The organism is Treponema sp. J25 (genome assembly GCF_004343725.1).
Lineage (GTDB): Bacteria > Spirochaetota > Spirochaetia > Treponematales > Breznakiellaceae > J25.
On sequence record NZ_PTQW01000012.1, the window covers coordinates 115,050 to 139,396 of the forward strand.

The following is a 24,347-nucleotide window of genomic DNA, read 5'->3' on the forward strand; positions in this document are numbered from 1 at the left end:
TGATATAAAAATAGTATACTCCATTTAGAATAACATACAAATTTTCTGGAGGTAAGAGTGGCCCATTGTTTTGTGGAAGCGGCAGAAAAGATTTTGGATAAGGAATTCCCTGTATTGGATAAAGGTTTTGTCCGCCTGGTAGATTATCTTGGTAGTGATGAACGGGTAGTCCAGGCAGCCCGGGTTTCTTATGGGGCTGGAACAAAAACCTATCGGGAAGATGCGGCCCTTATCGATTATCTCCTTCGAAATGAGCACACCTCTCCTTTTGAACAGGTGGTGCTCACCTTTCATATAAAACTTCCCATATTTGTGGCCCGCCAGATGGTGCGACATCGAACGGCCCGGTTAAACGAGATTTCTGGCCGTTACTCGGTGATGAAAGATGATTTTTATGTTCCCGCCTTAGAAGACATCGCCCTTCAAAGCACTGACAATAAACAGGGGCGGATGGCAGAACCGGTAGACCCCGATACCGGTCGATTTATTCAGGAACAGTTAGAAGCAGGTCAACGTCAGGCCTATCAACAATATCAGAACTTACTGGAGCAGGGACTTGCCCGGGAACTTGCCCGAATAAACCTTCCCCTTTCCTTATATACTGAATGGTATTGGCAAATGGATCTGCATAACCTTTTCCATTTTTTAAAGCTTCGTCTCGATCCCCATGCCCAAAAGGAGATTCGCGCCTATGCCCAGGTTATGTTCGATATTGCCCGGACGGTAGCCCCCCGGTGCTGCGAATCCTTTGAACGACATATTCTGGGGGGAGTGCGCTTTTCCCGGGAGGAATTTGCGGAACTTCAGCGACGGCTGGGAATTACTCCGCAAGGAAAACCAGAAACGAAACACTCCGCCTTGCAGAATGCAAAGAGCCCCGAAGCCAATGGGGCGTCTACCGCTGAGACCGGCCGCCTTACGGGGAAAAACCTGGAACGCTTTGAAGAAAAATTGAGGACCGGACGACAAGCCTAGCATCCGCCGAAATCTCTTACTCTCATCATTTTTTTATATTTTTCTCATTATTCTCTAGCTGTCTCCTTTCATCATAGGCTTACCAAATTGTAAGGAGGCCTTTGATGAAAAGGAACGGTTGGTTTAGAAATTTCTGCCTATTTTTGGTTGTATCCCTGGTAAGCAGCCAGGTATTTGCCGGTGGTACGGCGGATCAACAAAAAGGGGGAACCCCCTCGGGATCTTCTCAAAAGGTTAAGTACATCTTCTTTTTTGTAGGTGATGGGCTTGCCATGCCCCAGATTACCGCTACCGAGGCGTACGCAAACGCCCTCTCTTCCAAAGAGGTAAATGTAAAGCGCCTTGCCTTCTCCCAGCTTCCCGTAACAGGACTTTGTACCACCTTTGATGCGGGTTCTCTTATCACCGATTCAGCTTCTGCGGGTACGGCCTTTGCCTCGGGACACAAAACCCTGAATGGTGTTATCAACATGGATGTAACAAAGACCAAAACCTACAAGACCATCGCCGAATACGCCAAAGAGCAGGGGAAAAAGATAGGGGTTATTTCATCGGTATCTCTAGACCATGCGACCCCTGCCTCAATGTACGCTAAGGAACCTTCCCGAGGGAATTACTACAACATTGCGGTTCAGCTCACGGCGAGTGGGTTTGACTATTTTGGCGGCGGTGGTTTCCTGCAACCCAAAGGAAAGAACAAAGATCTTACCAGTGTGTTTGATCTCGCCAAACGGCAGGGGTATACTATTGTAGAGACCAAACAGGCCTTTGATAACCTTAAGGCAGGGATCGGTAAGGTTATCGCCATCAATCCGGTGCTCCAGGATTCCTCTGCTATGAAATACGATATAGACCGAAAGGAAGGGGAACTCGCCCTTGCCGACTTTGTGCGCAAGGGGATTGAACTTCTGCAGGATGGACCCAATGGGTTCTTTATTTTTGTGGAAGGAGGAAAAATCGACTGGGCTTGCCACGCCAACGATGCGGCAAGTGCCATAAAGGATACCCTCGCCTTTGATGCGGCCGTACGGGAGGCCCTGGCCTTTGCTGAAAAACACCCCAACGAAACGCTCGTTCTGGTCACGGGTGACCATGAAACTGGTGGAATGGCCATTGGTTTTGCCGGGACCCAATACGAAACCTTCTTTGATAAGATTGCCCCCCAGAAAATGTCCTACGTGGCATTCAATGAAGAAGTTCTTAAACCTTATAAGGCCAGTACCCCCAAAGATAAGGCTAAACTGGAAGATCTGGCGCCGGCAATCAAGGATGCCTTTGGTATCGATATCGCTTCCCTCAATGTCCTTCAAAAGGAACAGTTGGAACGGGCCTTTAAGCGGACCATGGGGAACGAAGTAGAACGCTCGATAAAAGAAGAAGAATACCTGCTGTACGGTGGTTACGAACCCCTCACGGTAAAACTTACCCAAATCCTTAACCAGATGGCGGGTATCGGTTGGACCAGCTATTCCCACACGGGGGTTCCCGTACCTGTCTTTGCTAAAGGGGTTAATCAGGAACTCTTTGCGGGATATTACGACAATACGGATATCTTTAAGAAATTGATGATCAGCCTTGGACTTACCCCCGCGACAACAGGGACGCCGGTGGCCGCGAAATAAGTAGTAAATAGCAAAATAACAATAAAGTAGGGCTCTCTATTATCAAAAAGTACCAGGGGCTGCCCACAAGGGCGAGCCCCTTAGATTTTAGGCACTTCAACAGTTGTCTAACGGTGATGTTATTTACCCAAAAGGGGAACATATGAATAGATTTACAGCCTTTTTGCATCTCCATCGACAGGACCTGATATTTACTATTCTGGTCACTTTCATAAGTGGGGTTCTTTTTTTTATTCCCACCGGCTTTACGTCGCCCTATCCGGAGGGTTCTTTCCTCTGGGCCAAAGCTCGTATTCTTGCGACAGACAATAGTACGGTTAAAACGATTGGTCCCTCTAAACATGGAAGCCAACAATTAGAAATAGAGATTCTTACAACCCGGTTCAAAGGACGCCATTTTTTTACCACCAATAATCTTCTTGGTAAAAAAGAGTTAGATAAATGGTTTTCCCCCGGCGACACGGCCTTTGTCGTTATGGATCTTACTCCAGATAAAAAGGACGTGGCCCACGTGAATGTGATGGATCACTTCCGTTTGGACGGGATTCTTGCGCTTTTTGTTCTTTTTATCCTTGTCCTTATCGGTTTCGCAGGATGGATAGGTTTTAAAGCATTTATTTCATTTGTGTTTTCTGTGGCTCTTATTATTAAAGTACTTCTTCCTCTCATCTTGTATGGCTGGGACCCTCTGTTACTTACCCTGGGGATAGTTGCGCTGCTTACCTTTGTGATTATTTTCCTTGTGGGTGGTTTTACTAAAAAAGGCCTTGTTTCCTTCATCGGGTCCATGGGAGGAGTTCTTCTTACTACCCTATTAGCCTTTTTCTTTACCTCCTGGTTTAAAATCCATGGGGCCATTCGTCCCTTTGCGGAAAATCTCCTCTATATGGGTTTTGACTGGCTTTCGCTTCCCCGCTTATTCATGGCGGGAGTGTTTCTTGCGTCCAGCGGAGCGGTGATGGACCTTTCCATGGATATTTCTGCCGCCATGGGCGAAATTGTTCATAAGCACCCTCAGATTAGCCGATGGGAACTCATAAAGTCCGGTTTTACCGTGGGACGCCATGTGGTAGGAACCATGACAACCACATTACTCCTTGCCTACACCGGTGGGTATACGGCCCTCCTCATGACCTTTATTGCCCAGGGGATACCGCTGGCAAATATCCTTAATATGATATATGTCTCCGCCGAAATCATTCACACCATGGTGGGGAGCTTTGGCCTGGTTATGGTAGCACCTATCACTGCCCTCGTGGGTGGCTTTGTCTACGTGGGAAAACCGGCAAAAAAGGCATAAAGAAGCCATAACTCCCTATTTCTTAGTAACCTGGCTAACCGCTGGTGTCCTTTTAATAAGAACGCCGGCGGTTTTTCGGAAACTTTTTCCAAAGGGTCTATTTGAAAACCCTATTGCATGATTAGTTGTTTCCCGCTACCATATCTCATCGGTGAGGCCCCCTTATCATAAAAAGGGTCCTCCGCGGCCTTTTCTCCACTAAGGCAGGGACTCGCTGCTGGAATAGAGAGCAACTGGCGTTTCAAGATGGGAAACCATCGGGGAGCTTGGAGATCCCGTAGGGATTGTTCAATTGCCTGTCGCACGCCTGGGCAGGAACCATTGACAAAGGAGATATATACCCATGTCTACTAATCCGGTAACAGCCTATCTTGCGTCCATCCCTCTAGAAAAGGTTAATACAGCGTTGCTTGCCTACCTCTGCAATCTGTACGAGACTTCCCGGGTTGCTCCAGAAATTGCTGCCTCTATTGTAAAGGAGCTGGAAAATCAGCGGAGCCGGGTAAAGCTCATCGCGAGTGAAAATTACTGTTCCATGGCGGTGCAACTCGCCATGGGGAATTTGCTTACTGACAAGTATGCCGAGGGGATGCCCAACCACCGTTTTTATGCGGGGAACGAAAATGTGGACGCCATCGAGTCCCTGGCCGCCGCCGAGGCCTGTAAGGTGTTTGGGGCAGAATACGCCAATGTTCAACCCCACTGTGGTGCCGATGCCAACCTCTTGGCCTACTGGGCAATTCTTTCTACCCGGGTAGAAATGCCAGCCCTGGAGAAATTCGGCGAGACCAATCTGTATAAGCTGTCCGACGAACAATGGAAAGAACTTAAGACGATGCTCGGTAATCAGCGCCTGTTGGGGCTGGACTATTATTCCGGCGGCCACCTGACCCATGGGTATCGCTACAATGTTTCGGCCCGAATGTTTGATGTGTATACCTACACGGTTTCGAAAGAAACGGGTCTTTTAGATTACGACGCAATTGAAAAGCAGGCCCTGGAAGTGCGGCCCCTTATTCTATTAGCGGGCTATTCTGCCTATCCCCGAAAAATCAATTTCCGCAGAATGCGGGAGATCGCTGATAAAGTAGGAGCGGTCTTTATGGTGGACATGGCCCATTTTGCGGGGCTTGTGGCAGGCAAGGTCTTTACCGGGGACTACAACCCCATTCCTTTCGCCCATGTGGTCACCACTACCACCCACAAGACCCTCCGGGGGCCGCGGGCGGGACTCGTGCTTTCCACCAAAGAGTTTGCCGAAGCTCTGGATAAGGGCTGCCCCCTTACCATGGGCGGCCCCCTCCCCCACGTGATCGCCGCTAAGGCCGTGGCCTTCCGGGAAGCGGGAACCGCGGAATTCCAGACCTATGCCCACAAAATTGTGGAGAACAGCCAGGCCCTCGCCGCGGCCTGTATGGCCGAAGGGCTTGAGGTGCTTACCGGCGGTACGGACAATCACCTGTTTTTGGTGAACGTTCGCAACCAGGGACTCACGGGTCGTCAGGCGGAAAGCGCCCTCCACGAATGTAACATCACCTTGAACCGGAACAGCCTTCCCTTTGATCCCAATGGGCCCTGGTACACCTCGGGGCTCCGGATTGGTACCGCCGCGGTAACCACCTTAGGGATGGGACCGACGGAGATGAAAGAATTAGGGGCCATCATTGCCCTTGTGCTGAAAGGGACCAAGCCCGCACCGGATCCCAAGAATCCTTCCCAGCCGAGCAAGGCAAAATACGTGATCGACCCCATGGTAAAAGCGGAAGCCCATCGGCGGGTAAAGGCCCTTCTGGATCGGTTTCCCGTTTATCCAGAACTCGATCTGGAATTATTAAAGAAAGCCTTCGTCAATAATTAAAAGAGATATGGGGACGATCGTATTTTATATTTCTAAAATTTTGCGTCCCCTTTTAACCTCCCCTTTAGCTATTGGTCTTGTGCTGAGTTTCTGGGTTATTGTATCGTTGCAGGCCAGGAATCAATTTCAGCGCTGGCTTAAGGGGATAAGTCTTTCTATTCTCATTCTGGTAACATTGTTATCCCTGCCAATGGTGACCCGCCTCCTTTCCCGACTTTACGAAGTACCCCTTTCTCAGATTGAGGATGTGATGGCTGGCGCTCCTTATACGGCGATCCTTGTTCTGGGAGGCACCGTGGAACCCGCCGCTTCCCGGCCAGGCCTTGTGGAAGGAAATGACACCTTTGAACGGCTTACCGCCGCCGCCCGGCTGTATCGGGCCGGGGCTGCCCCTGTTATAATTGCAAGCGGCGGCAGCGGTTCTATTACTTTTCCAGATAAGAAAGAAGCCCCCTACATGGCGGAGATTTTAGCGCTTATGGGGGTTCCCAAAAGGGCAATTATTACAGAAGTGGCTTCCCGAAACACCCACGAAAACATTGTTTATAGTAAAAAGATTCTGGAAGGCCTCGCTGAAAGCAGTCAGCACACTCCTCGGCCGGTACTCCTCGTGAGCTCCGCCTGGCACCTCCCCCGTGCCCTGGCCATCTCCAAGAAAACCAAGCTCCCGGCCATCCCCTTTTCGGTGGATAGCCAGGCGGAGCCCCTCCTTCTTCCTGCGGACCTTTTCCCCGACGCATGGGCCCTTACGCGCTCCACCCGTCTCATCCGCGAATGGCTTGGCCTTATCGCCTACCGACTGCTGGGAAGGCTGTAACCTAGACCTATCTCCGTACAGCGGTCCCCAACGGTCTTAATTACTCCGAAGCGGCAGAGTGATTCCAGGATTTGAGGGTCGCCTAAATGAAATCCAATTTTTCAAGAATATAGCGGATTATACGTTTTTGTTCCGTAATAATTCGGCCTTCTCCAGACATGCCTGCTTTAAGGGGAATAGCAAGGCCCCTGCGGTTCATCACATACTGCTGAGGAAGAAGAGCTTTTACCAGAAAATAAGCGGCCCCTGTGTTTAAATACAAAGCATCCGCCGAAACGCTACATACCGTACCTTTAATCTCGCCGTACTCTGCGGGGGGCAATGCGTTTAGTCGGAGGGACACCGCCATTCCTGGTCGGATATCAGCCATATCACGGCTAGCAATAGAAATTTCTGCAGTAAGGAATTTTGAATTTTCTGGAACAATACGGAGTAATTCTTCCCCTTCAAAAAGGAAATCCCCCTGATTTATTTTCTTAAGTTCCTCCACAGTTCCTGAAATAGGAGCTCGAACTTGGCTATCCTGAATTTGTTTGTTAACGATGGAAAGATGTTTATGGAGTGCTTCGAGTTTTTCCGTTACTTGTTCTTTTTCTTGCTCCAGAGTAAGTAACTGTCTTGGTGTAAAGGCATCTAAATTTGCCTGAGCAAGATCACGTTCGATTTCAAGATCCTTTATACGTTTTGCCGCAACCATCTCACTAGGTAATCGCTGTTCCGCTTCAAAAGCATTTGTAGCCTTTTTAAGGTTTAGCTCTAAACTACGTTTATCGGCAAAATAGAGAGCAGCCCTTGCATAAGCCTGTTCATATAAAGGAGAAACAAGGTTAGTCCCTGCTTTAACAGCTCTTTCAAATAATAAGAGATTTCGTAATTCTTCCTCACTTCTTTTTATAGCTGTTACCGTAGAGGTGTAATCAACCATCAAAGTTTCTGTATTGATTCGAAATAACAGGTCTCCCTTTCCCACTTTAGACCCATTGATATAGCACCGTTCCTGGAGTACTCCTGCAACAGGATTCTTAATAATTGAAGTGTAATCCTGATAACAAAGTGACGCTGGAGCTTTTATTACGATATCTATTGAACCAAGGCAAGCCCAGATAATCGTCGTAACAACTATGATACCTACAATCCCAATGAAATAGGTACTTACCCATGGGATTTTTTGTTCAAAGAAATCTCTCCCATATTTATAGTTTGATAGGTCCCCAAATTTTATCATATACTGGCCCCTTCCCATAGCCGAGCATACAGTCCTTTATAAGCCAGCAGTTCCTGATGAGTTCCAGATTCAACAATACGTCCATGTTCCATCACAAAAATTTTGTCACAGTGGACTACTGTTGAAAGTCGATGAGCCACTAGAATTGTTGTTATTTTTTCTCCTCGAAGGTTTTCCATTGTTTGGTGAATTTCATGCTCCGAAATACTATCTAAATTACTTGTGGCTTCATCAAAGATAAGTAAGTCAGGATTCCCAAGCAAAGCCCGGGCCAAAGCAATCCGTTGTCGTTCCCCTCCAGATAAAGAGGCTCCTTTTTCTGATATAACCGTGTTATATCGTTCTGGCAAGGCTTCTATAAAATCATGGACTCGAGCCTTTTTTGCTGCTTCCACAATTTCTTCGAGTGAAGCATCAGGTTGGTGTAGGCTAATATTCTCTGCAATAGTTCCAGAAAACAAAAAAATATCTTGCGGCACATAACCAATACGAGATCGGAGATGCACCGTATCGATATCCTCTAAATTATGCTCATCCAAAAAAATCGTACCCTTTTCTGGTTTATAAAATTTTAAAATAAGTTTTACCAAAGAAGTCTTACCACAACCGGAGGGTCCCACAAAAGCAACCCATTGCCCCGATTGTATATTAAAATTAAGATCCTCCAGTACAGGTCGTCGAGTTCCATAGCGAAAAGATACTGTGTTAAATTCTATTTTTCCTGCAAAGCGCTGGGGTTTAAGCCATTTACCATAGGAAGGGATTTCTTCCTCTAATTCCAAAACTTCACCTAACCGATCGGCGGCAACAAAAGCTTCTTGTAAAGATGGTTGTAAATTGATAAGTCGTGAAAGGGGACCAGTAAAATAACCAAGGAGTGCATTAAAAGAAATAAGCTGACCAAGACTCATCTGGCCTTTTAGAATATTATAACTTCCAATCCAGAAAATCGCATTTGTGACCCAACCTTCTATAAGAGTAGTAAAAAAAGTTTGTAAATTGCGGGTTATACCAAGGCTATAAGCAGTATGAACTACATGCATCTGTCGTTTTTCGTATTCTTCGTACACAAGATTACTTGCATTCAGAGCCTTAATCGTATTACTTCCCCCTAAAACCTCAACAAGATATGACTGCACATGGGCTGATTCTCCCATAACCTGTCGATATCCTCGGGCAAAGCGGCGGGAGAAGAACCAAACGAGAACAGAAGAAAGAGGAACAGTCAAAAAGGTAACCCAGAAAAGCAAAGACGATTGAAAAAAAAGTACCGCCGCGACAACAAGCACCATGAGGATATCTAAAACCACCGTTACAGCCGCTTCCGAAAGGGCATTCCGAATTTTTTGAGCATCATCTATACGAGAGAGGATTTCACCGGTTTTACGGGAATCAAAAAAAGGAATTGGAAGATGTAGCACATGTCTAAAGTATGAAAATATAAGACGGAAATCTACTTTAAGTGAAAAGGTAAGTACTATATGGTTACGAATCACTTCTAGTATTACCCTGAATAGGGTGATAATTGCCATGCCCAGAGAAATTACATGAAGGCTTGTAAAGGCTCCAGAAAAAAGGATTTCATCAATTAAATAACGAAAATAAAGAGATCCCGAGATTCCAAAAAGAGTAATTAACAAAGAAGAAATACCTACCTGGATTAATTCGCTTTTATGAGGTACTAGCAGTGGTAAAAAACGAGTAAAAAGTCCCGCTTCTTTCTTTTTTATAAGAAAATCTTTCCCGGGAGAGAGGAATACCACATAGCCAGTCCAGAGTTTACAAAAATCTTGAATTGTATATTTTTGCCGACCTTCAGCGGGATCCAAAACTGTAATAATTTTTTTCGTTATCCGTGCCACAACAACAAAATGCAAAAGCCCACCCTGGGGTGTTGTTTTTTTAATGTGGGCTATAAAGGGTACCGGTAAAGCTGGTGATAGGGCCTCATAGTTTCCCTTAAGAGCTCGAGCTGTAAAACCTAAGGTTTCTGCTGCCTTTACCATTCCGCCCAGGGTAGTGCCCTGGCGATCGGTCCCAGCAATTTCCCTAATTCGAGTAACTCCAGAGCGGGATTTATAATGTCGGGCTATCATCGCAATACAAGCGGCCCCACAATCGGTTTCATCAAGCTGACGAATACATTTCATAGAGAAATAGGAATCAGTATTTTGAACAATAAGCTCATAAGATCATCATTATTCATTTTCAAACTCCTTATTTTTGATTATATTTTGATTCTTTTCGACAATTCGTATAACATTCCAAACAAAAAAATAAATACCACAGAATGTACCAACATCAACAAGAAGCTTCCAGAAATTAAAAGGCGCCTCAAATAGTAAATAGGAAAAACCTATTACTCCCCAAAACAAACGAGAAACAATATAGGCTATTACAAAAGTAATTATGTATTTCAAATTTTAATCTCTTTTTTTTAGTAAGGATAAAAAAATATCTCGCTCCCTTAACAAAATTATATACCTTTAATTTTTTTATAGTTTCAAAAAACTTAAAAGCAGCAGGTAAAATTATAATACCAGTTAAAACAAGGCTGCTAATAAAAATCATTGTTCCTTTCGTTTCCCCCAAACTATCAGTTCGAAACCCTAAATAGGGCGAGAACATAAATGCATAAAACAAAAGCAATAATACATAATAAACAGCGGAAACAACTACTTTCATTTCTTTACTCTCAATCCCCCCTTTCTCCGTGTTTTTTTATCCTCTACAAAGAAAAGTTATACTTTAAGATTTTTCTGCTGCTAATGATTTAGTTCTTAATAAAATATTAATAACCACTACAACATCCGTCGTCAGTCTCATATATATAAATATTATATATAAAAAAATAGTAATGATCACACTATATATTCCTATTGTAGTAGCTAAATTAAAAATTGGCCCCATAATAACATTAAAAGAGAAAACAAGTATTGTAAAAAAAAACAGAAAGTCAAGAAGCCAGGAAAATTTTATAAACCCAACAGAAATGTACCAACAAAACGTTTTTTTAATATTAACTGTTAAACTAAAACCGCTGCTTATATTAACAATTAATTGCTCATTTTTACTATAAGCAGATATACCATTTTTTGATAATTCATTAACATAGCATGTCATGTCTACCATTCTTGTTAACTCCGATTTTTTAGTTATACATCAAAATTACAATTCATTTCAGCCTCTCGTAGAAGCATATATTATTAATGCTCCCACTGACATAGCGCCTATTCCCACTTTTATTGCTGGTATACTTACTGGTGAAGGACAGGTAATAGCCGAAATTACCAAGGCCCCTCCAGCAACAACCGCAATACCTCCCACTATAACGCCCCCAATATTTACGCCACCCTCAATCTGTTCAAGTTCCAGGGAAGACACTTCGGTAAATCCGTTCATACGGTTCTCCTTGTGCGCTATACGCGCCGTTACTTTTTTCTTTCCATACCGGAAAGAGCCATACCGGTAGTAGCTATGATAAGCCTACCCCCCCCCCGAAATTTGTCAAGCGTTTTTTTAAAAAAGTGATACCATCCTCATACAACATTGGGATTAATTCCCACATAAATTTGTACATGAACCATATCTTTAGATTGATTGTATGGTTGTTTTGATAGCGTATATACCGCTGTTATAGGCTGCAATTTACGTTCTCCTATATAGGCCGCAAGGTTTTGATATATTTGCGGCAATGCATGAGGTGTCCCTTCATATTCACAACACAAAGCATTTACAAGGTGAAGTTCATGTTTTACGACATATTCTTCAGGTAATATTTCAGGTATTTTCCCATCTTCTAATTCTATAAGTATTTCTCCGTCTACTAATTTTTTTCCCTCCCTATTTGTTTTTTCACCATAGGTTGCCGTAATAATGGAATAAATGGAACATCCTAATTTTTCTAGAACACCCTTTATTGTACCTAATTCATTTACTAAATCTTCAGGGAAAAAATCCGACCGCTTTGAAAGTAAAGAAAACAAGTGTAATTCTCTATGTTCGGTGATTTTCATTAGCTACCTCTTTATATCTTTGTGCCATTAATCCAATAAAAGGGGTAAAAACAACTGCACAAAAATTCTCCCTTGGTAGGAGTATAAATCACCTATTTTGAACAACTTTAGAATAATATACACTACATTGTATCCCGTAACCCATACCAAAATAAAAAACAAAGGAAAGACAAATTTCTTTTTTACGCATACTCCTATTCCCAAGGCTGCTACAGTATAAGGAATAAGAACATTAACGAACAAGGTTATATCTGTAGTTATAAAATATATGCCTATTGAAAATAAAATCCCTATACCAATTAAAAGATACGAAAATCGCTTCATAGATACTCCTATAATGCCCCCCATAAAAATGTGTGGGGCATTGTTTTATTTTTTACGATTATTACGAATCACATATGTTAGCTTCTTACTTAGATTTTTTACCTATATCTTTTATAGTTTCAAAAAACTTAAAAGCAGCAGGTAAAATTATAATACCAGTTAAAACAAGGCTGCTAATAAAAATCATTGTTCCTTTCGTTCCCCCCAAACTATCAGTTCGAAACCCTAAATAGGGTGAGAACATAAATGCATAAAATAAAAGCAATAATACATAATAAACAGCGGAAACAATTACTTTCATTTCTTTACTCCCCCCTCTGACTCAAATTGGTATATAACCGAGTCAATCTCAAAATTCAACCACTAATCTTCAAATTATGAAATTGGCTTTACGATTGCCATCAATTACTTTTCAATCGCTGTAACAAATCTCGGATTTCTATGTAGCTATTTCAAAACTCTCTGCGTTTTGAAATAGCTACGCTTATTAATTTAAATTAAATTTGATTTTAGTAAGATGCTACAAATCCTGCGGCAGCAAATACCACAGTTGGTATAACCACACAAGCCACTGCTCCTGCCCTAGTAATAGGAGCAACATGTTGAGCAATTTGTACGCCAAGAGAAAATCCTGTGGCAGCTCCAAGTAAAGCCCCTGCAATTCCACTTGCTATTCCTCCACCCTCAATCTGTTCAAGTTCCAGGGAAGACACTTCGGTAAATCCGTTCATACGGTTCTCCTTGTGCGCTATATGCGCCGTTACTTTTTTCTTTCCATACCGGAAAGAGCCATACCGGTAGTAGCTATAATAAGCCTACCCCCCCCCCGAAATTTGTCAAGCGTTTTTTTAAAAAAGTGATACCATCCTCATACAACATTGGGATTAATTCCCACATAAATTTGTACATGAACCATATCTTTAGATTGATTGTATGGTTGCGATGATATACCCTTGTCATGCACACATTTTTACGAGAAACACGTAAACCTTTCATCCACCTATTAAAACCGTCCGCCGAAGCCGATACCGCCATAAACCGCATAGCTGTAGGGGCCCCCTGCTTCAGCCAGGGCATAAGCGGTAATATTGAGCGGCCCCCGGGTATATATACTCACCTCCGCTCCCAATGAAAGGGGGAACTGCAGGGCGAACGCCCCCTTGTTCAGCGGGTCGCTTTTCATGGCCGCCGAGAGGGCCAGGCGCACCGGATTGGAAATCCGTACCTCCGCGCCGACCCTCAGAGTAGACCAGACGAAGAGGTCCGGTGTGGACCAGCGATCATCGGTCCAATAGGGATAAAAAGTGGAAACCTGAATCTCCGGGGCGGCAAAAAGTCTTAAGGGGCCATCGCTATACTCAAGGGGGACCAAGAGCGAAAGACCGTCGTAATTAGCGAGCCCGTCCCAGGCAGGGGGAATATAGGAGGTGCTTTCAGAGGAAATATCGCTTACGAAATTGCGGTAGGAACCTCGAATACCAATAGCCGCCGAAAAGGGGTTTTGGTACTCCGTGAGTTTCAGTTTAGCCGTCGCGGTACATCCAAGCCAGTCGGTGCTGACATCAGAAACCTGAGGCCGGCCCACATAGGTTACCAGCATCCCCGCTTCCGCATATTCACTCACAGCCACCCTCAGGGAGGTGAAGGAAACCCAGGTAGAACCCACCGGCTCGGCGGGGGAAGCCAGGTGGGAAATAAACGCCGTGGCAAAAGACCAGGTCCGTTCAGGCAGCACCTGCGCATCGGGAACAAAAAAGGGCCCCGAAAATCCCGAACCGCCAAGCCAGGTCCGCAGCGGGATGCCGTCGTTTCCTACATACACATAGTGCCGAAATTCCTGTCCTATAGGCTGGGAATCCCTGTCGAGTCCCTGAACCACCACGGTGTATTTACCCTTTGGAACCAGGCGGCCCTTGCCGTCGGTGCCATCCCAGAAGACATCCTGGGATCCCTTATGTATTTCATAGGGGCCGAGGGATCTGACAGATCGATGGTCCTGATCCAGAATTTGTATGCCGATTGTTCCCGGAGCGGTCACATATACGGTAAGCCGGGCGGAACCGAAATAGCCTGGGTTGTCTGGATTCACTGAACTATTTTGCATTTCCACATCGATGATACGAAAATCTGCCGGTACCAGTTCTACGCTAAGGACGGTGGTGTGGTCTTTGGTAATTTGAACAGTCCTTTCCCATACTTCAAATCCAAAGGCCCGCACTTCTATATGATGCGTGCCCGGAGAGAGGTCAAAGGTGTTTCCGATGCGGGGATCACCGTCTATGAACACCGGCGTTCCAAAGGGAATGCCAAGCAATTTCACTGTCCCATGGGGAGGGACCTCCTTAACTATAATTACGGTGTTCGACGTATTCCATCCTGAAGCGTAGGGATCCGAAGCGGCCCAGGCGCTGTTCCCGCTCGAAGCACTACCCGATGAACTACTGCCTGAGTTTCCGGAGTTCTTTTCCTGGGCTGCCCTGTTCCGGCGGGCCGCTTCCTCGTCAGCATGTACGGAGCGGGAATAGGTTCCGCCTGAACTAGTGGCGCAGGAAAGGGAAAAAATCAATAAAAAAGAACTAGGTACCAAACAAAAGACATGTTTTAATTTCATTGCTTTCATATACAATATGATTGCCGCAAAGAACACAAAAATTCAATGAAACCTGACATTTTTAAATTTAAAGATTTATAAGTATGATGCATACCTATTACCCCAAAGCCGCAGGCCCCTGTTTTAAGGTGCTCTCTTGTTTCGCGGGACCATCCTTGGGGGTATCATACCGACCCAGGATTCAGTGTAAAGGCCCCTCTCAGGGAGGAGACTCTGACACATCCCTTATAGGAGAGCTATTCTTCCAGCAGCACCGCGGCGCTTACGCCTGGCAGAACAAAAGCCCCAGCCAGCCTGCTTGGTTCTAAAGCTCGGTGACCACTAGCGGCGGCTCCCAGACCAGTATGCTCCAGCAAGTCCCGAAACTTTGCATCTGTCGCAAGGCCCGCGAGGGGTTTCCAAACATCGGCTGGCACTGGCCTATCATCCCGGTTAATAAGCACCTGCAGTTTTGTGGAGCCGAACTCGATAGTAATCGCTAAAAGTCCTGGATACGCTTGATTAGTCCGGTACGTCCGTTTACCTTCAGCAAAGACTTGCCAGTACTGGCGGCGCATCTGCACCAATAGGGAAAGAAAGCGAAAAAATTCCTCTTCCTCCGGACGGGGGTCCCATATCATACAGCGACGATTGTCCGGATCGGGTCCTCCTTCCAGGGCATACTCGGTTCCGTAATAGATGCAGGGAGATCCGGGGAACACAAAGAGCAGGGTTAGGGCAAGCTTTGCCTTTTCCCGGCTTCCCATACGGGTCACGAGCCGGTCCGTGTCGTGGGAATCCAGAAGATTGAAAGCCACCTTCATTACCGGTTCAGGATAGGAAAACCAGAGGTGATCCAGGCGTTGACAAAGATCCCTGGCTGTTTTGGTCCAATTCTTTTCTAATAGAAAGTCGCTGATTGCCATGTCCAGAGGATAGTTCATCACCGCATCGTACTGGTCTCCCTGAAGCCAGGGCATGGCATCGTGCCAGATCTCGCCCACAATATATAAATCGGGCTTTATAGCCTTTACCCGACGGCGGAATTCCCGCCAGAATTCGTGGTCTATTTCGTTTGCCACATCTAGCCGCCACCCATCAATATCAAATTCCCGAACGTAGTGTTCCGCTACCCCTAAGAGATATTCCCGGACCTCTGGATTGGTGGTGTTCAGTTTGGGCATCCCGGTAACGAAGGCAAAGGTCTCAAAGTTTGCCCTATGGCGGTGATGGCCACCCTTTTCTTCGGTGAACAAAGGGAACTCTTTGATATAGAACCAATCCCGATAGGGAGACCGGGCTCCCCGTTCCATCACATCCTTCCAGGGACCAAATTCTCGGCCACAGTGATTAAACACCGCGTCCAGCATGATGCGAATACCCCGCCGATGGCATTCCTGGACCAGTTCTCGCAGGTCCTCTGCTGTCCCAAAAGCAGGATCCACCGTAAGATAATCGGTGGTGTCGTATTTATGGACCGACGGAGAAAGAAAAATGGGGGTGAGGTAGATACCGTTACATCCCAGTTTTTCAATATGATCTAATTTCTGGATGATCCCCCGAAGATCCCCTCCATACCATTCGTGATTGGTCACCGGTCCCCGGTTCCAGGGCTTAACCTGGGACGGATCATTGGTGGGGTTCCCATTGCAAAATCGCTCGGGGAAAATCTGGTACCACACGGTTTGGGCAACCCATTGAGGCCCCCGAAATACTTCACTTTCATGAAGATAGGGGAACATAAAGGCGTTCCAGAAATCCCCGCTTGGAATAGCCTTTGCGGGATCCTCACAGGGGAAAAGCCCCTTTTCTCCATAGTCCCACGCCTGGCCATCCAGATCGACTATCCGAAAAAAATAGCGAAGCCGTTTATAGGGAGGAACAAGGGTAACTTCCCAATATTCATGAACCCCGTCGCAACCGGCCCGGCGCATCTCGTAGGGATGGCATTTCCAGCGACTTTTTCCTTGCGTAAGGGGTTCCCATTCATGGGGGTCTCCTGCCCAGAGATGGACCGTTTTAATATTATCCACACCGGCTATCAGACGAACAACTAAAGATTTGCCGTCGGGAGAATAACAGAGGTTATCAAAACTGCGGTGGTACGCCTCTGGTTTGCACATATACGCTCCTTATGAATTGTATAAAAAACTCTTGACGGATTACAGTTTACCCCTTATGCTATTACTTAGTAAACCGTTTTAGCTATATTACTTTAGGAGGAAATCCATGAAAAAGACGTGGGTAATCATCCCTTGTTTTCTACTTATCGTGGGGAACCTGATGGCCCAATCAAAGGCGGTCTGGCGAGGTAACCAGTATCAGATTGAAAAGGGGGCTAAAATCCGTTTGGGCGTAGACAACGATAAACTGGGAGAAGCCCTGGTAAATCTTTGGAATACGGTACATCCCGAAGCCAAAGGGGTGGTAGAGTACATGAATTTTGGGGCCGCCGGTGGGGCTGACCAAATTACGGCCCTGCAGGGAGAAGCCCCCGATGTAGCCCTCGTTATCGATGGGGAAGTGGGAAGAAACTTCCAGTCCCTGCTGCAACTTGATAAGGTAATTACCGATGGAGCGGCCAAATTTGCTCAGGAGCCATTTTATTCTGGAGCCAACGCGGGGGCGGTAATTAAATACGTTCCCATTGCCTACGATGGTATGGCCTTTGCCTGGAATAAAACGATGATGGAGGCCCTTAAACTGGATACCAGCGATAAAAATAAAGATGGGCTTCCCGATGCCTTTGACACGTGGGAAGAGATTTTCGATTTAGCGAAGAAATGGCAAACAAGTCGGCCTACTTATAAAGGGAAACCTGTTACTATCGTCTATCCCATGTGCCTGGACGAAGTGTGGTCGGGCTATTCTAATCTTACGGCGGGGAAATTCAGAATTTTCCCTGACAAAAAAGCTGAGAACCCCAGTTTTGAAACCCCTGAATTTCTTGCGGGACTTGAATTCATTAAAGCAGCGGCAGATGCCATGATCAGTGTAGAAGCAAACGGCGTAAAAACACCGGGGGCATCCATGGTATGGCGCTGGGACGATGCCCTGAATAATGAAACTGCTCCCTTCTTCCTTGTAGGAACCTGGATGGATGTCAATGGCGCCGAAACAAAGGGCGGTTATGATATTAAATTTGGGCCCATGCCTACCTGGAAGGGAAATCGCTTGAGTCCCTTTGTAAAAACGAAAGGTTTTGTTATTAATGGCTTTACCAAATACCCTTCTGCAGCCCATGAATTGTACAGACTTCTCTATACAAAAGAAGGACTTCAGACCCTGGTAAATAACTCGGCGTATATTCCCGCTCTTAAGAAGGGAGCACCGAACACCCCCAATTACCGGAACGACCCGAACAAGGCAGAGATGTCTGTAGCCTTTGCGTTTAACTATCCCGAACCAACCTTAACATTGCCCAAGAATCCCGCTAAAAAAGCTATGGATGGGTACTACGGTATAGGTCTTAACCTGGAATTACGGGCTGTGTGGGACGGCGAAAAAACCCCGGCCCAGGCACAGGCAACCATTGTGGATCTTTATAAGAAATGGTATGCGGAAAATAATAAGTAGATAGTTTTCTCTTCCTTTTGGGGCCCTTCCGTTCTGTTGATTTTTAATAGGACAGGAGAGATAGGTAAAAAGGGAGATCCAAAGGAACAACAAGCCTAACAAAGTAAAATTATCTTAAGGGGCGGAACAGCCGCCCCTTGTTGTGTTTTAGGAGGACCAAATAGATGAATACTGAGGTACCGCCAATTTCCTCCGTTTCTCATCATTCTCTATCCAGAAGAAAAGCCCTGGGAGTTGCACTAGCTTCCGCTTTCATTCCTGGTTTAGGACAGCTTATCAATAAACAAAAACTAAAAGCCCTTTTTTGGTTTTTGCTTGCCATCATTTTCTTCACCATAGAGTTAAGTACCTCCCAATGGGAAAGATACATTCGGCTTATCCAGGGAAAAGTCTCAAAAGAAGAAATGTTGGTAGCTGAATACACCGCTACTGGGGGAACAGCAGGGAATACCGGGATAGAGCAAGCAGAAACTCTGGGAGATATTCTCGGTCTAGACGAAAGTAGTACTTCTTCACAAGATGAACTTTTCAGTTCTTCTGAAGAAAGCCTTTTCGGTAATGATGAAACAAGCTCCTCTTCAGGTGATATTTTTGGGAGCCCCGACTTTTCTAAAGATGAAAACGATGGCCAATCCCAAAGTGAATCTGATATATTTACTGGTACGAGCGAAGAAGAGGCTTTAAAAAGCTCAACCTATCGCTATCCTAACTATCAACAAGCACGGGTACGATATCCATTACGAGATTTTGGGGGCTTTTTTTCCCGTGGCATGTGGGGTATATGGACCTTGGGCCGACTTGTCATCGGAGATTCCTATGCGGGGGGAACCATCGAGCTCTACAATAAAGATATACCCTGGCTTACCGCAGACAATTCTATTGTTCTATTGGGAAACGGCCTTCTTTCCCTCGCGGTACTCTTGGTTTTCGTAATCCTCTGGATTCTGGGAATGGTGGATGCATATCGAACCAACCTTAGTTTCCAAGCAAGTGGAGTTCGAGAAAGTTCTCTTCAGTTCTGGAAACGAATCTGGGATAGCCTGTACGTATATCTTGTTTCAACTCCTGCTTTTCTTATGATCCTTGTTTTTACCATAATCCCTATTTTTTTCACATTCCTGTTAGCATTTACCAATTATACCTATCGAATTAAATTAGGTGCAAAACTTATTCAATGGGTTGGCTTTGATACATTTGCATTTTTAGCCACGGACCCTGGCTGGCTTAGTATCTTTGGGCAAATCTTCTTATGGACCCTTCTCTGGGCAATTATGTCCTCTTTTACCGTATATGGATTGGGCTTCTTTAATGCCATGGTCGTGGAATCACCGCTGGTAAAACACAAACGACTGTGGCGAACTATCATGATCCTTCCCTGGGCAATTCCTTCCCTGGTAAGCCTCATGATGTTCCGCAATGCCTTTGATAAAGATGGGCTTGTGAACCAATTTTTGTTTGCCACAGGGCTCATGGAACCGGTTACCAACTTCCTATACCGCATTGGACTTGAGGGAAAACCAGACCAGCCTATTTTCTGGTTTCAACCCATTTATAATGGGCGTTTAGCCAAATTTATAGTTATCCTCGTGAACCTCTGGCTTGGGGCCCCCTACCATATGATGATGATTATCGGAACCCTTTCCACCATCCCCCGAGAATTATATGAAGCTGCGGCGATAGATGGGGCGAGCGGCTGGCAACGTTTTAAGTACATCACCTGGCCAATGGTTATTGCGGCTACTATGCCGGCCCTTATCATGACATTCAGTTTCAATTTTAATAATTTTGGGGCAATTTACTTCCTTACTGGAGGAGGGCCGAACTGGGATCCATCCCAAATACCCGACAGTATGCGCATTGTAGGATCAGCCATGCCGGGACAGACAGACATTCTTATTAGCTGGATTTACAAGCTTTCGTTTACAAAAGATTTTGAACAGTACAATGTGGCGGCCATTTATACCATCTTAATCTTCCTCATTGTAGGGGGCTTTTCAGTATATAACCTGGTACGTTCCCGCTCATTCCAGGAGGAGGCAGGCGAATGAATACCAATAAACCCTTAACCCTGGTACAAGGACAGCTTTCTCGTTCGGCCAGGATAAAAAATGATGTTCTCCGTTTCTTGCAATACCTATGGCTGGTATTTGTGTGTCTTACGGTACTCATCCCTATCCTCTGGATGATAAGTGCTTCATTTACCTCTGGTAAGCTTCTTTCTGGGGTTCCCCTTATTCCTGACATAAAGAAATTTTCCCTGGAACATTACGAGTATCTGTTTACCTACAAAAGTTCCTCTGCAGCCAAGTATCCGGACTTTATCGCCGCCTTTCTTCGTTCCCTCTCCGTGGCAATTCTCAATACCATTTCGGTGGTATTCTTTACCACCATTACAGGGTACGTATTCAGCCGCTTTAAATTCAAAGGGAAGAAACCGATCCTCATTTCATTCCTCTTGCTCCAGATGTTTCCTTCGTTTATGGGAATGATAGCCCTATTCATGATTTTCCGAACCTTTGGTTGGCTTAACAAACCACTCTATCTCGTATTTATCTACACGGCAGGTTCGATTCCTTACAATACCTTCCTCATTCGTGGTTACATGCGATCCCTTCCGATTTCTATTGATGAGGCAGCTCTCATAGATGGAGCAAGCAAGACTCAGGTATTTTTTAAAATAATTCTGCCTCTTTCCACTCCTATCATTGGTTTTGTAGCGGTGAATGCTTTTATGGCTCCATGGATGGACTACATGTTACCGAACCAACTCCTTAACATGCAAAACCAAACGGTGGCAATTTTTCTCTATCGGCTGACCGACTCTTTCAGTACCCTCTACTATAATCCCCTTAATTTCATGGCGGGAGCTCTGGTACTGGCCACTCCCATTACAATCGTCCAATTCTACATGCAACGATTCATCGTATACGGTATGGCCAGTGGAGCAGAAAAGGGATAACATACTCAACAAAAGGTGCTGGCCCACAGGTGGGGGCCAGCACCTTTTAAGTTCTTTTATCATTAAGAGGAAAACTAAAAAGGGGTCCTCGAGGACAGCCTTACTTCGGTAGACTGGATCCAACCCAATAGATACAATAAATCTATGCAAAAGCATCAAAAGAAAGCGCCCTTACCCCTCTGGACCGTGACAAAGGCCTGGTGGTCCGACACAGCTGCCCAGGAATGCAGGGGGCTTAACTGGTTTTTTATCCTTACCATTTTTATAACATCTACCATCGCCATAGGTCTTCCCTTTGCCGCAAACCGCTGGAGGGATGCGGAAACCGCTTCCAAAACACGGCAGTACCCCGGTCTTGGGAATGCCTTCGAGGCTACGGCAGCTTCGGGTTTTGTGTTTTCCATCGACTCGGGGAAAGTAACTGCGGGCAATTCTACTACCCCCCTTGTTCTTACGGTTGGTGATTGGGATGTTATCGTGACTACCCAAGAAGATACGCCGAAAACACAGAAAGCCCCGACGACCGCAGGTCCCGGAAGCGGCAATGGGCGAAATCTTCTTCAGATCGGGCCAGACCGCTTTCTTGTGCGGAACGGGAAAACAGGCATCCAGGTCAGCGCTCCCCTCAAAGTCTTTGAAGGCTTTTCTTCGGATGTTCTAAAGCAGGCTGCTCAAAACCGTAAAACCCTTACGGATCTTATAGAAGGGATCCTGTTCGCCGCCGCATTTTCATCAATCCCGTCGATTATTTTATCCCTGTTCCCCTTGATGTTTGTGCAAAATCTCGCCTTTGTGGCAATCCTTGGCGTTATGCTTTCCTTTGCGGTGTACCGAAAGAAACTGGGAGACGATTCGGGACCGGCACTCAAGCCCCTGGAAGGAATAAAGATGGCCGCCGCCATCATGGCGGGGCCTGCCTTTGTGGTTGGGCTCGCGGGGCTTTTTATACCGGCCCTGAAGGCTCCATTGTTATGGCTTGCCTATTCGTTTCTCGCCGGTATCCGCGTAGTAATCCTCTACACGAGCCGTTATCGCAGTGCAGGGCACCAAGGGCAGTATGATTCACCTATTTCATAACCTCGTATACCGCTGACTCCGCAGGATCCAGAGAAAGTGTCTCGCCTGCGGTCAGGACGGGGCGGCCCTTATTGGGCACTACCCCCTGGCTGCTCGTCCAGAGCAGGGCAAGTTGTACCCCCTGGGGGACCTTTACCGTACATTGTATGGTGTCAAGGTTGTGAAGCACCAGGACCCGCTGAGCGTCGGTTTCCCGCAGCCAGGCCAGCAGGTATGCACCATCGAAACCGGCCCAGGGGACAGCCGCTAAGGTTCCCTGGCGGATTGCGGCGCTTACCTGCCTGAGCTGACTGAGCCTCAGATAGTGCCGCAAAAGGCTCTGCGGATCCTTTAGCTGGGCCTGGACCGAGGGCGTCAGAGCGTTTTGCCCCGGTTCAATCTTACCAGAAGTTTTCGTCCAGGTAACGGTTGATTGCGTATCCCCCTCGTTCCACAAAAAGGCATCCCGCCGGGCCACATCATCATTTTTATAGCGCCGGCCCGTCATGCCCAGCTCTTCGCCATAGTAAATGTAGGGAAGCCCCGGAAGGGTAAGGTACAGCGATGCGGCCAATTTTGCCCGTTTAAGGGCCAGCGCCTTGGAAGAACGGATGGGCTCCGGGTCCTCGGGAGCAATGGCATAACCCTTTACCGCGTCTACCCCAAGGCTTTGCAACAGGGAGCTCATAGGCCGATCCAGGTCATGGTTCGAAAGCAGGGGGGAGGGCACAAAACCAGAAAAGCGCTGGTATTGTCGATAGGTGGTGGTACAGGTCTGTAAAAAGGTAGAAAGGCCTGTCCCTCGGACCGAATTCAAGATGAGGTTTGCCGTAGGAAAGTCGAAAAGGCCATCAAAAACTGAAGCATAGGAGCTTACTTCGGTAAGGGAGGTACTGAGGATCTCCCCGATAAAGTACACATCCGGCTTTATCCGCCGGGAAAAACGGCGCAGATCGTTCCAGAAAGTTTTATTCAACGCCAGGGTTTGGGTGCCGGGGGGAAATTCGTTCGGGTCAAAGGCGTGCTTGGCCGCATCAAACCGAAAACCGTCCACCCCTTTTTGGAGCCAGAATTGCAGCACCCTTTTTAGTTCGTTTACCACATCCGTATTATCCAGATTGAGGTCTGGCATCCCCTCCCAGAAGGCCGCAAAATATTCGAATCTGGAGCCATCTGGCCGGGTGTAGGTGTAAAAACGGCCCATTCCCCCACTCCCATAGGTAAGGCGGACATCCCGGGTCTTATAATAATTGACGTAGGGACTTGCAGCGGACCGCAGGGCATCCAAAAACCAGGGATGTTCCCGGGAGGTATGGTTAAATACCATATCCAGGATGATTTTTATGCCCCGTTTATGGGCCTCTGTCACGAGCCGCTCAAAATCAGCCATGGTTCCCAGCCGGGGATCGATGCTGTAATAATCCTTAACATCGTAGCCATGATAACTCGAGGCAGGATGAATCGGTGAGAGCCAGAGGGCACTGATACCCAGGTCATCGGCGGTGGCAGGATTCCCATCGTTCAGGTAGTCCAGTTTTTGTATGAGCCCCGGCAGGTCTCCATAACCGTCCCCGTCGGAATCAGCAAAAGAGTAGACTAACACCTGATACGCCGGTCCTGGAGCAGCCTGCCACCAGGGGATATCCTGAGCCCAGAGGGAAACCCCCATCCCCAACAGAACAAATAATACCTGCCACAGACGACGCATACAAACCTCCTTGATAAGAGCGCTCACTATCAAGAGATCCAGGGAAGTAATTCCCCTTGTCAGGGCCCCCCGATTGGGATCAGGATAAAAAGACCTAGCTTTTTTGATAACCTGTCTCCCTCTCGGGTGCAGCCCTTCCCTTCTTCATTCCCTTTAGAACCCGTAGTTCCCCATTAGAGAAGAAATCTTTTTAGCTCGAGCTCTTGCAGAAATACTCCGATACCCGTACTATAGCATATACTAAACCGGTTTTGGAGCCCCCTATGGCATATTCGGTCGATTTTTTTTTCTTACAAAATTGAAAAAAAAGAAGTTTTACAA

20 protein-coding genes and 1 riboswitch are annotated in these 24,347 nt (G+C 46.3%); of the genes, 9 read left to right on the plus strand and 11 right to left on the minus strand.

The features are described from left to right. Positions 1–57: 57 nt before the first annotated feature. The 5 genes from thyX (at position 58) to C5O22_RS04090 (ending at position 6,572) form a co-directional block, all read left to right on the plus strand. Positions 58–975, plus strand: coding sequence for an FAD-dependent thymidylate synthase (gene thyX, locus C5O22_RS04070; protein ID WP_132779918.1), 918 nt, complete (start codon positions 58–60; stop codon positions 973–975). A 104-nt stretch (positions 976–1,079) separates the two neighbouring features. Next, positions 1,080–2,597 carry an alkaline phosphatase gene (locus tag C5O22_RS04075; protein ID WP_132779919.1) on the plus strand — a complete coding sequence of 506 codons (1,518 nt, stop codon included), beginning with the start codon at positions 1,080–1,082 and terminating at the stop codon, positions 2,595–2,597. Positions 2,598–2,739: 142 nt separating this feature from the next. Further along, positions 2,740–3,897, plus strand: coding sequence for a YibE/F family protein (locus C5O22_RS04080; RefSeq protein WP_132779920.1), 1,158 nt, complete (start codon positions 2,740–2,742; stop codon positions 3,895–3,897). A 219-nt stretch (positions 3,898–4,116) separates the two neighbouring features. Further along, positions 4,117–4,217, plus strand: a riboswitch (ZMP/ZTP riboswitch). A gap of 23 nt (positions 4,218–4,240) precedes the next feature. Next, on the plus strand, positions 4,241–5,755 hold the full coding sequence (locus tag C5O22_RS04085; RefSeq protein ID WP_132779921.1) for a glycine hydroxymethyltransferase: 1,515 nt from the start codon (positions 4,241–4,243) through the stop codon (positions 5,753–5,755). Between the two features lie 7 nt (positions 5,756–5,762). Next, on the plus strand, positions 5,763–6,572 hold the full coding sequence (locus C5O22_RS04090) for a YdcF family protein (protein WP_132779922.1): 810 nt from the start codon (positions 5,763–5,765) through the stop codon (positions 6,570–6,572). Between the two features lie 82 nt (positions 6,573–6,654). Here C5O22_RS04090 and C5O22_RS04095 read toward each other — a convergent pair whose 3' ends face one another. The 10 genes from C5O22_RS04095 to C5O22_RS04140 all read right to left on the minus strand — a co-directional run bounded on the left by C5O22_RS04095 (position 6,655) and on the right by C5O22_RS04140 (position 16,850). After that, positions 6,655–7,797, minus strand: coding sequence for an HlyD family secretion protein (locus tag C5O22_RS04095; protein ID WP_165910394.1), 1,143 nt, complete (start codon positions 7,795–7,797; stop codon positions 6,655–6,657). Then, entirely contained in the window at positions 7,794–9,947 is a 2,154-nt protein-coding gene (locus C5O22_RS04100) for a peptidase domain-containing ABC transporter (protein WP_132779924.1), read from the minus strand. Before C5O22_RS04100 ends, C5O22_RS04095 begins: the two co-directional genes overlap by 4 nt. A 598-nt stretch (positions 9,948–10,545) precedes the next feature. Next, a complete protein-coding gene (locus C5O22_RS04105) occupies positions 10,546–10,929 on the minus strand; it encodes a hypothetical protein (RefSeq protein WP_132779925.1) in 384 nt (127 codons plus the stop codon). Positions 10,930–10,977: 48 nt separating this feature from the next. Next, complete coding sequence (locus C5O22_RS04110) at positions 10,978–11,199, minus strand: hypothetical protein (protein WP_132779926.1); 222 nt, start codon at positions 11,197–11,199, stop codon at positions 10,978–10,980. A 137-nt stretch (positions 11,200–11,336) separates the two neighbouring features. Further along, positions 11,337–11,813, minus strand: coding sequence for a hypothetical protein (locus C5O22_RS04115; protein ID WP_132779927.1), 477 nt, complete (start codon positions 11,811–11,813; stop codon positions 11,337–11,339). 27 nt (positions 11,814–11,840) lie between these two features. Continuing rightward, positions 11,841–12,137, minus strand: a complete 297-nt coding sequence (locus C5O22_RS04120) for a hypothetical protein (RefSeq protein WP_132779928.1) — start codon at positions 12,135–12,137, stop codon at positions 11,841–11,843. 85 nt (positions 12,138–12,222) lie between these two features. After that, on the minus strand, positions 12,223–12,438 hold the full coding sequence (locus tag C5O22_RS04125) for a hypothetical protein (protein WP_132779929.1): 216 nt from the start codon (positions 12,436–12,438) through the stop codon (positions 12,223–12,225). Positions 12,439–12,646: 208 nt separating this feature from the next. After that, a complete protein-coding gene (locus C5O22_RS04130) occupies positions 12,647–12,868 on the minus strand; it encodes a hypothetical protein (RefSeq protein ID WP_132779930.1) in 222 nt (73 codons plus the stop codon). A 272-nt stretch (positions 12,869–13,140) separates the two neighbouring features. Beyond that, positions 13,141–14,757, minus strand: a complete 1,617-nt coding sequence (locus C5O22_RS04135) for a FlgD immunoglobulin-like domain containing protein (protein ID WP_132779931.1) — start codon at positions 14,755–14,757, stop codon at positions 13,141–13,143. A gap of 227 nt (positions 14,758–14,984) precedes the next feature. Then, a complete protein-coding gene (locus tag C5O22_RS04140; RefSeq protein ID WP_132779932.1) occupies positions 14,985–16,850 on the minus strand; it encodes a glycoside hydrolase family 13 protein in 1,866 nt (621 codons plus the stop codon). Between the two features lie 106 nt (positions 16,851–16,956). On the opposite strand from C5O22_RS04140, the gene C5O22_RS04145 reads away from it, so the two are divergent. The 4 genes from C5O22_RS04145 to C5O22_RS04160 all read left to right on the plus strand — a co-directional run bounded on the left by C5O22_RS04145 (position 16,957) and on the right by C5O22_RS04160 (position 22,339). Then, complete coding sequence (locus tag C5O22_RS04145) at positions 16,957–18,303, plus strand: type 2 periplasmic-binding domain-containing protein (protein ID WP_132779933.1); 1,347 nt, start codon at positions 16,957–16,959, stop codon at positions 18,301–18,303. A 164-nt stretch (positions 18,304–18,467) separates the two neighbouring features. Next, positions 18,468–20,351 (plus strand): carbohydrate ABC transporter permease, encoded by a 1,884-nt coding sequence (locus C5O22_RS04150; protein ID WP_132779934.1) that lies wholly within the window; start codon positions 18,468–18,470, stop codon positions 20,349–20,351. Continuing rightward, complete coding sequence (locus tag C5O22_RS04155; protein WP_132779935.1) at positions 20,348–21,262, plus strand: sugar ABC transporter permease; 915 nt, start codon at positions 20,348–20,350, stop codon at positions 21,260–21,262. The genes C5O22_RS04150 and C5O22_RS04155 overlap by 4 nt, the downstream gene beginning before the upstream one ends. Positions 21,263–21,406: 144 nt before the next feature. After that, a complete protein-coding gene (locus tag C5O22_RS04160) occupies positions 21,407–22,339 on the plus strand; it encodes a hypothetical protein (protein WP_132779936.1) in 933 nt (310 codons plus the stop codon). Here C5O22_RS04160 and C5O22_RS04165 read toward each other — a convergent pair. After that, positions 22,329–24,026, minus strand: a complete 1,698-nt coding sequence (locus C5O22_RS04165) for an alpha-amylase family glycosyl hydrolase (RefSeq protein WP_132779937.1) — start codon at positions 24,024–24,026, stop codon at positions 22,329–22,331. The genes C5O22_RS04160 and C5O22_RS04165 overlap by 11 nt on opposite strands. Between the last annotated feature and the right edge of the window lie 321 nt (positions 24,027–24,347).

Bases quoted from the DNA above. Each gene is read 5' to 3' on its own strand.
- C5O22_RS04155 (WP_132779935.1), top strand. From the start codon at position 20,348: ATGAATACCAATAAACCCTTAACCCTGGTACAAGGACAGCTTTCTCGT.
- C5O22_RS04105 (WP_132779925.1), bottom strand. From the start codon at position 10,929: ATGGTAGACATGACATGCTATGTTAATGAATTATCAAAAAATGGTATA.
- C5O22_RS04125 (WP_132779929.1), bottom strand. From the start codon at position 12,438: ATGAAAGTAATTGTTTCCGCTGTTTATTATGTATTATTGCTTTTATTT.
- C5O22_RS04090 (WP_132779922.1), top strand. From the start codon at position 5,763: ATGGGGACGATCGTATTTTATATTTCTAAAATTTTGCGTCCCCTTTTA.
- C5O22_RS04130 (WP_132779930.1), bottom strand. From the start codon at position 12,868: ATGAACGGATTTACCGAAGTGTCTTCCCTGGAACTTGAACAGATTGAG.
- C5O22_RS04100 (WP_132779924.1), bottom strand. From the start codon at position 9,947: ATGAAATGTATTCGTCAGCTTGATGAAACCGATTGTGGGGCCGCTTGT.
- C5O22_RS04145 (WP_132779933.1), top strand. From the start codon at position 16,957: ATGAAAAAGACGTGGGTAATCATCCCTTGTTTTCTACTTATCGTGGGG.
- C5O22_RS04160 (WP_132779936.1), top strand. From the start codon at position 21,407: ATGCAAAAGCATCAAAAGAAAGCGCCCTTACCCCTCTGGACCGTGACA.
- C5O22_RS04165 (WP_132779937.1), bottom strand. From the start codon at position 24,026: ATGCGTCGTCTGTGGCAGGTATTATTTGTTCTGTTGGGGATGGGGGTT.
- C5O22_RS04135 (WP_132779931.1), bottom strand. From the start codon at position 14,757: ATGAAAGCAATGAAATTAAAACATGTCTTTTGTTTGGTACCTAGTTCT.
- C5O22_RS04080 (WP_132779920.1), top strand. From the start codon at position 2,740: ATGAATAGATTTACAGCCTTTTTGCATCTCCATCGACAGGACCTGATA.
- C5O22_RS04140 (WP_132779932.1), bottom strand. From the start codon at position 16,850: ATGTGCAAACCAGAGGCGTACCACCGCAGTTTTGATAACCTCTGTTAT.
- C5O22_RS04095 (WP_165910394.1), bottom strand. From the start codon at position 7,797: ATGATAAAATTTGGGGACCTATCAAACTATAAATATGGGAGAGATTTC.
- C5O22_RS04085 (WP_132779921.1), top strand. From the start codon at position 4,241: ATGTCTACTAATCCGGTAACAGCCTATCTTGCGTCCATCCCTCTAGAA.
- C5O22_RS04120 (WP_132779928.1), bottom strand. From the start codon at position 12,137: ATGAAGCGATTTTCGTATCTTTTAATTGGTATAGGGATTTTATTTTCA.
- C5O22_RS04110 (WP_132779926.1), bottom strand. From the start codon at position 11,199: ATGAACGGATTTACCGAAGTGTCTTCCCTGGAACTTGAACAGATTGAG.
- C5O22_RS04075 (WP_132779919.1), top strand. From the start codon at position 1,080: ATGAAAAGGAACGGTTGGTTTAGAAATTTCTGCCTATTTTTGGTTGTA.
- C5O22_RS04150 (WP_132779934.1), top strand. From the start codon at position 18,468: ATGAATACTGAGGTACCGCCAATTTCCTCCGTTTCTCATCATTCTCTA.
- C5O22_RS04115 (WP_132779927.1), bottom strand. From the start codon at position 11,813: ATGAAAATCACCGAACATAGAGAATTACACTTGTTTTCTTTACTTTCA.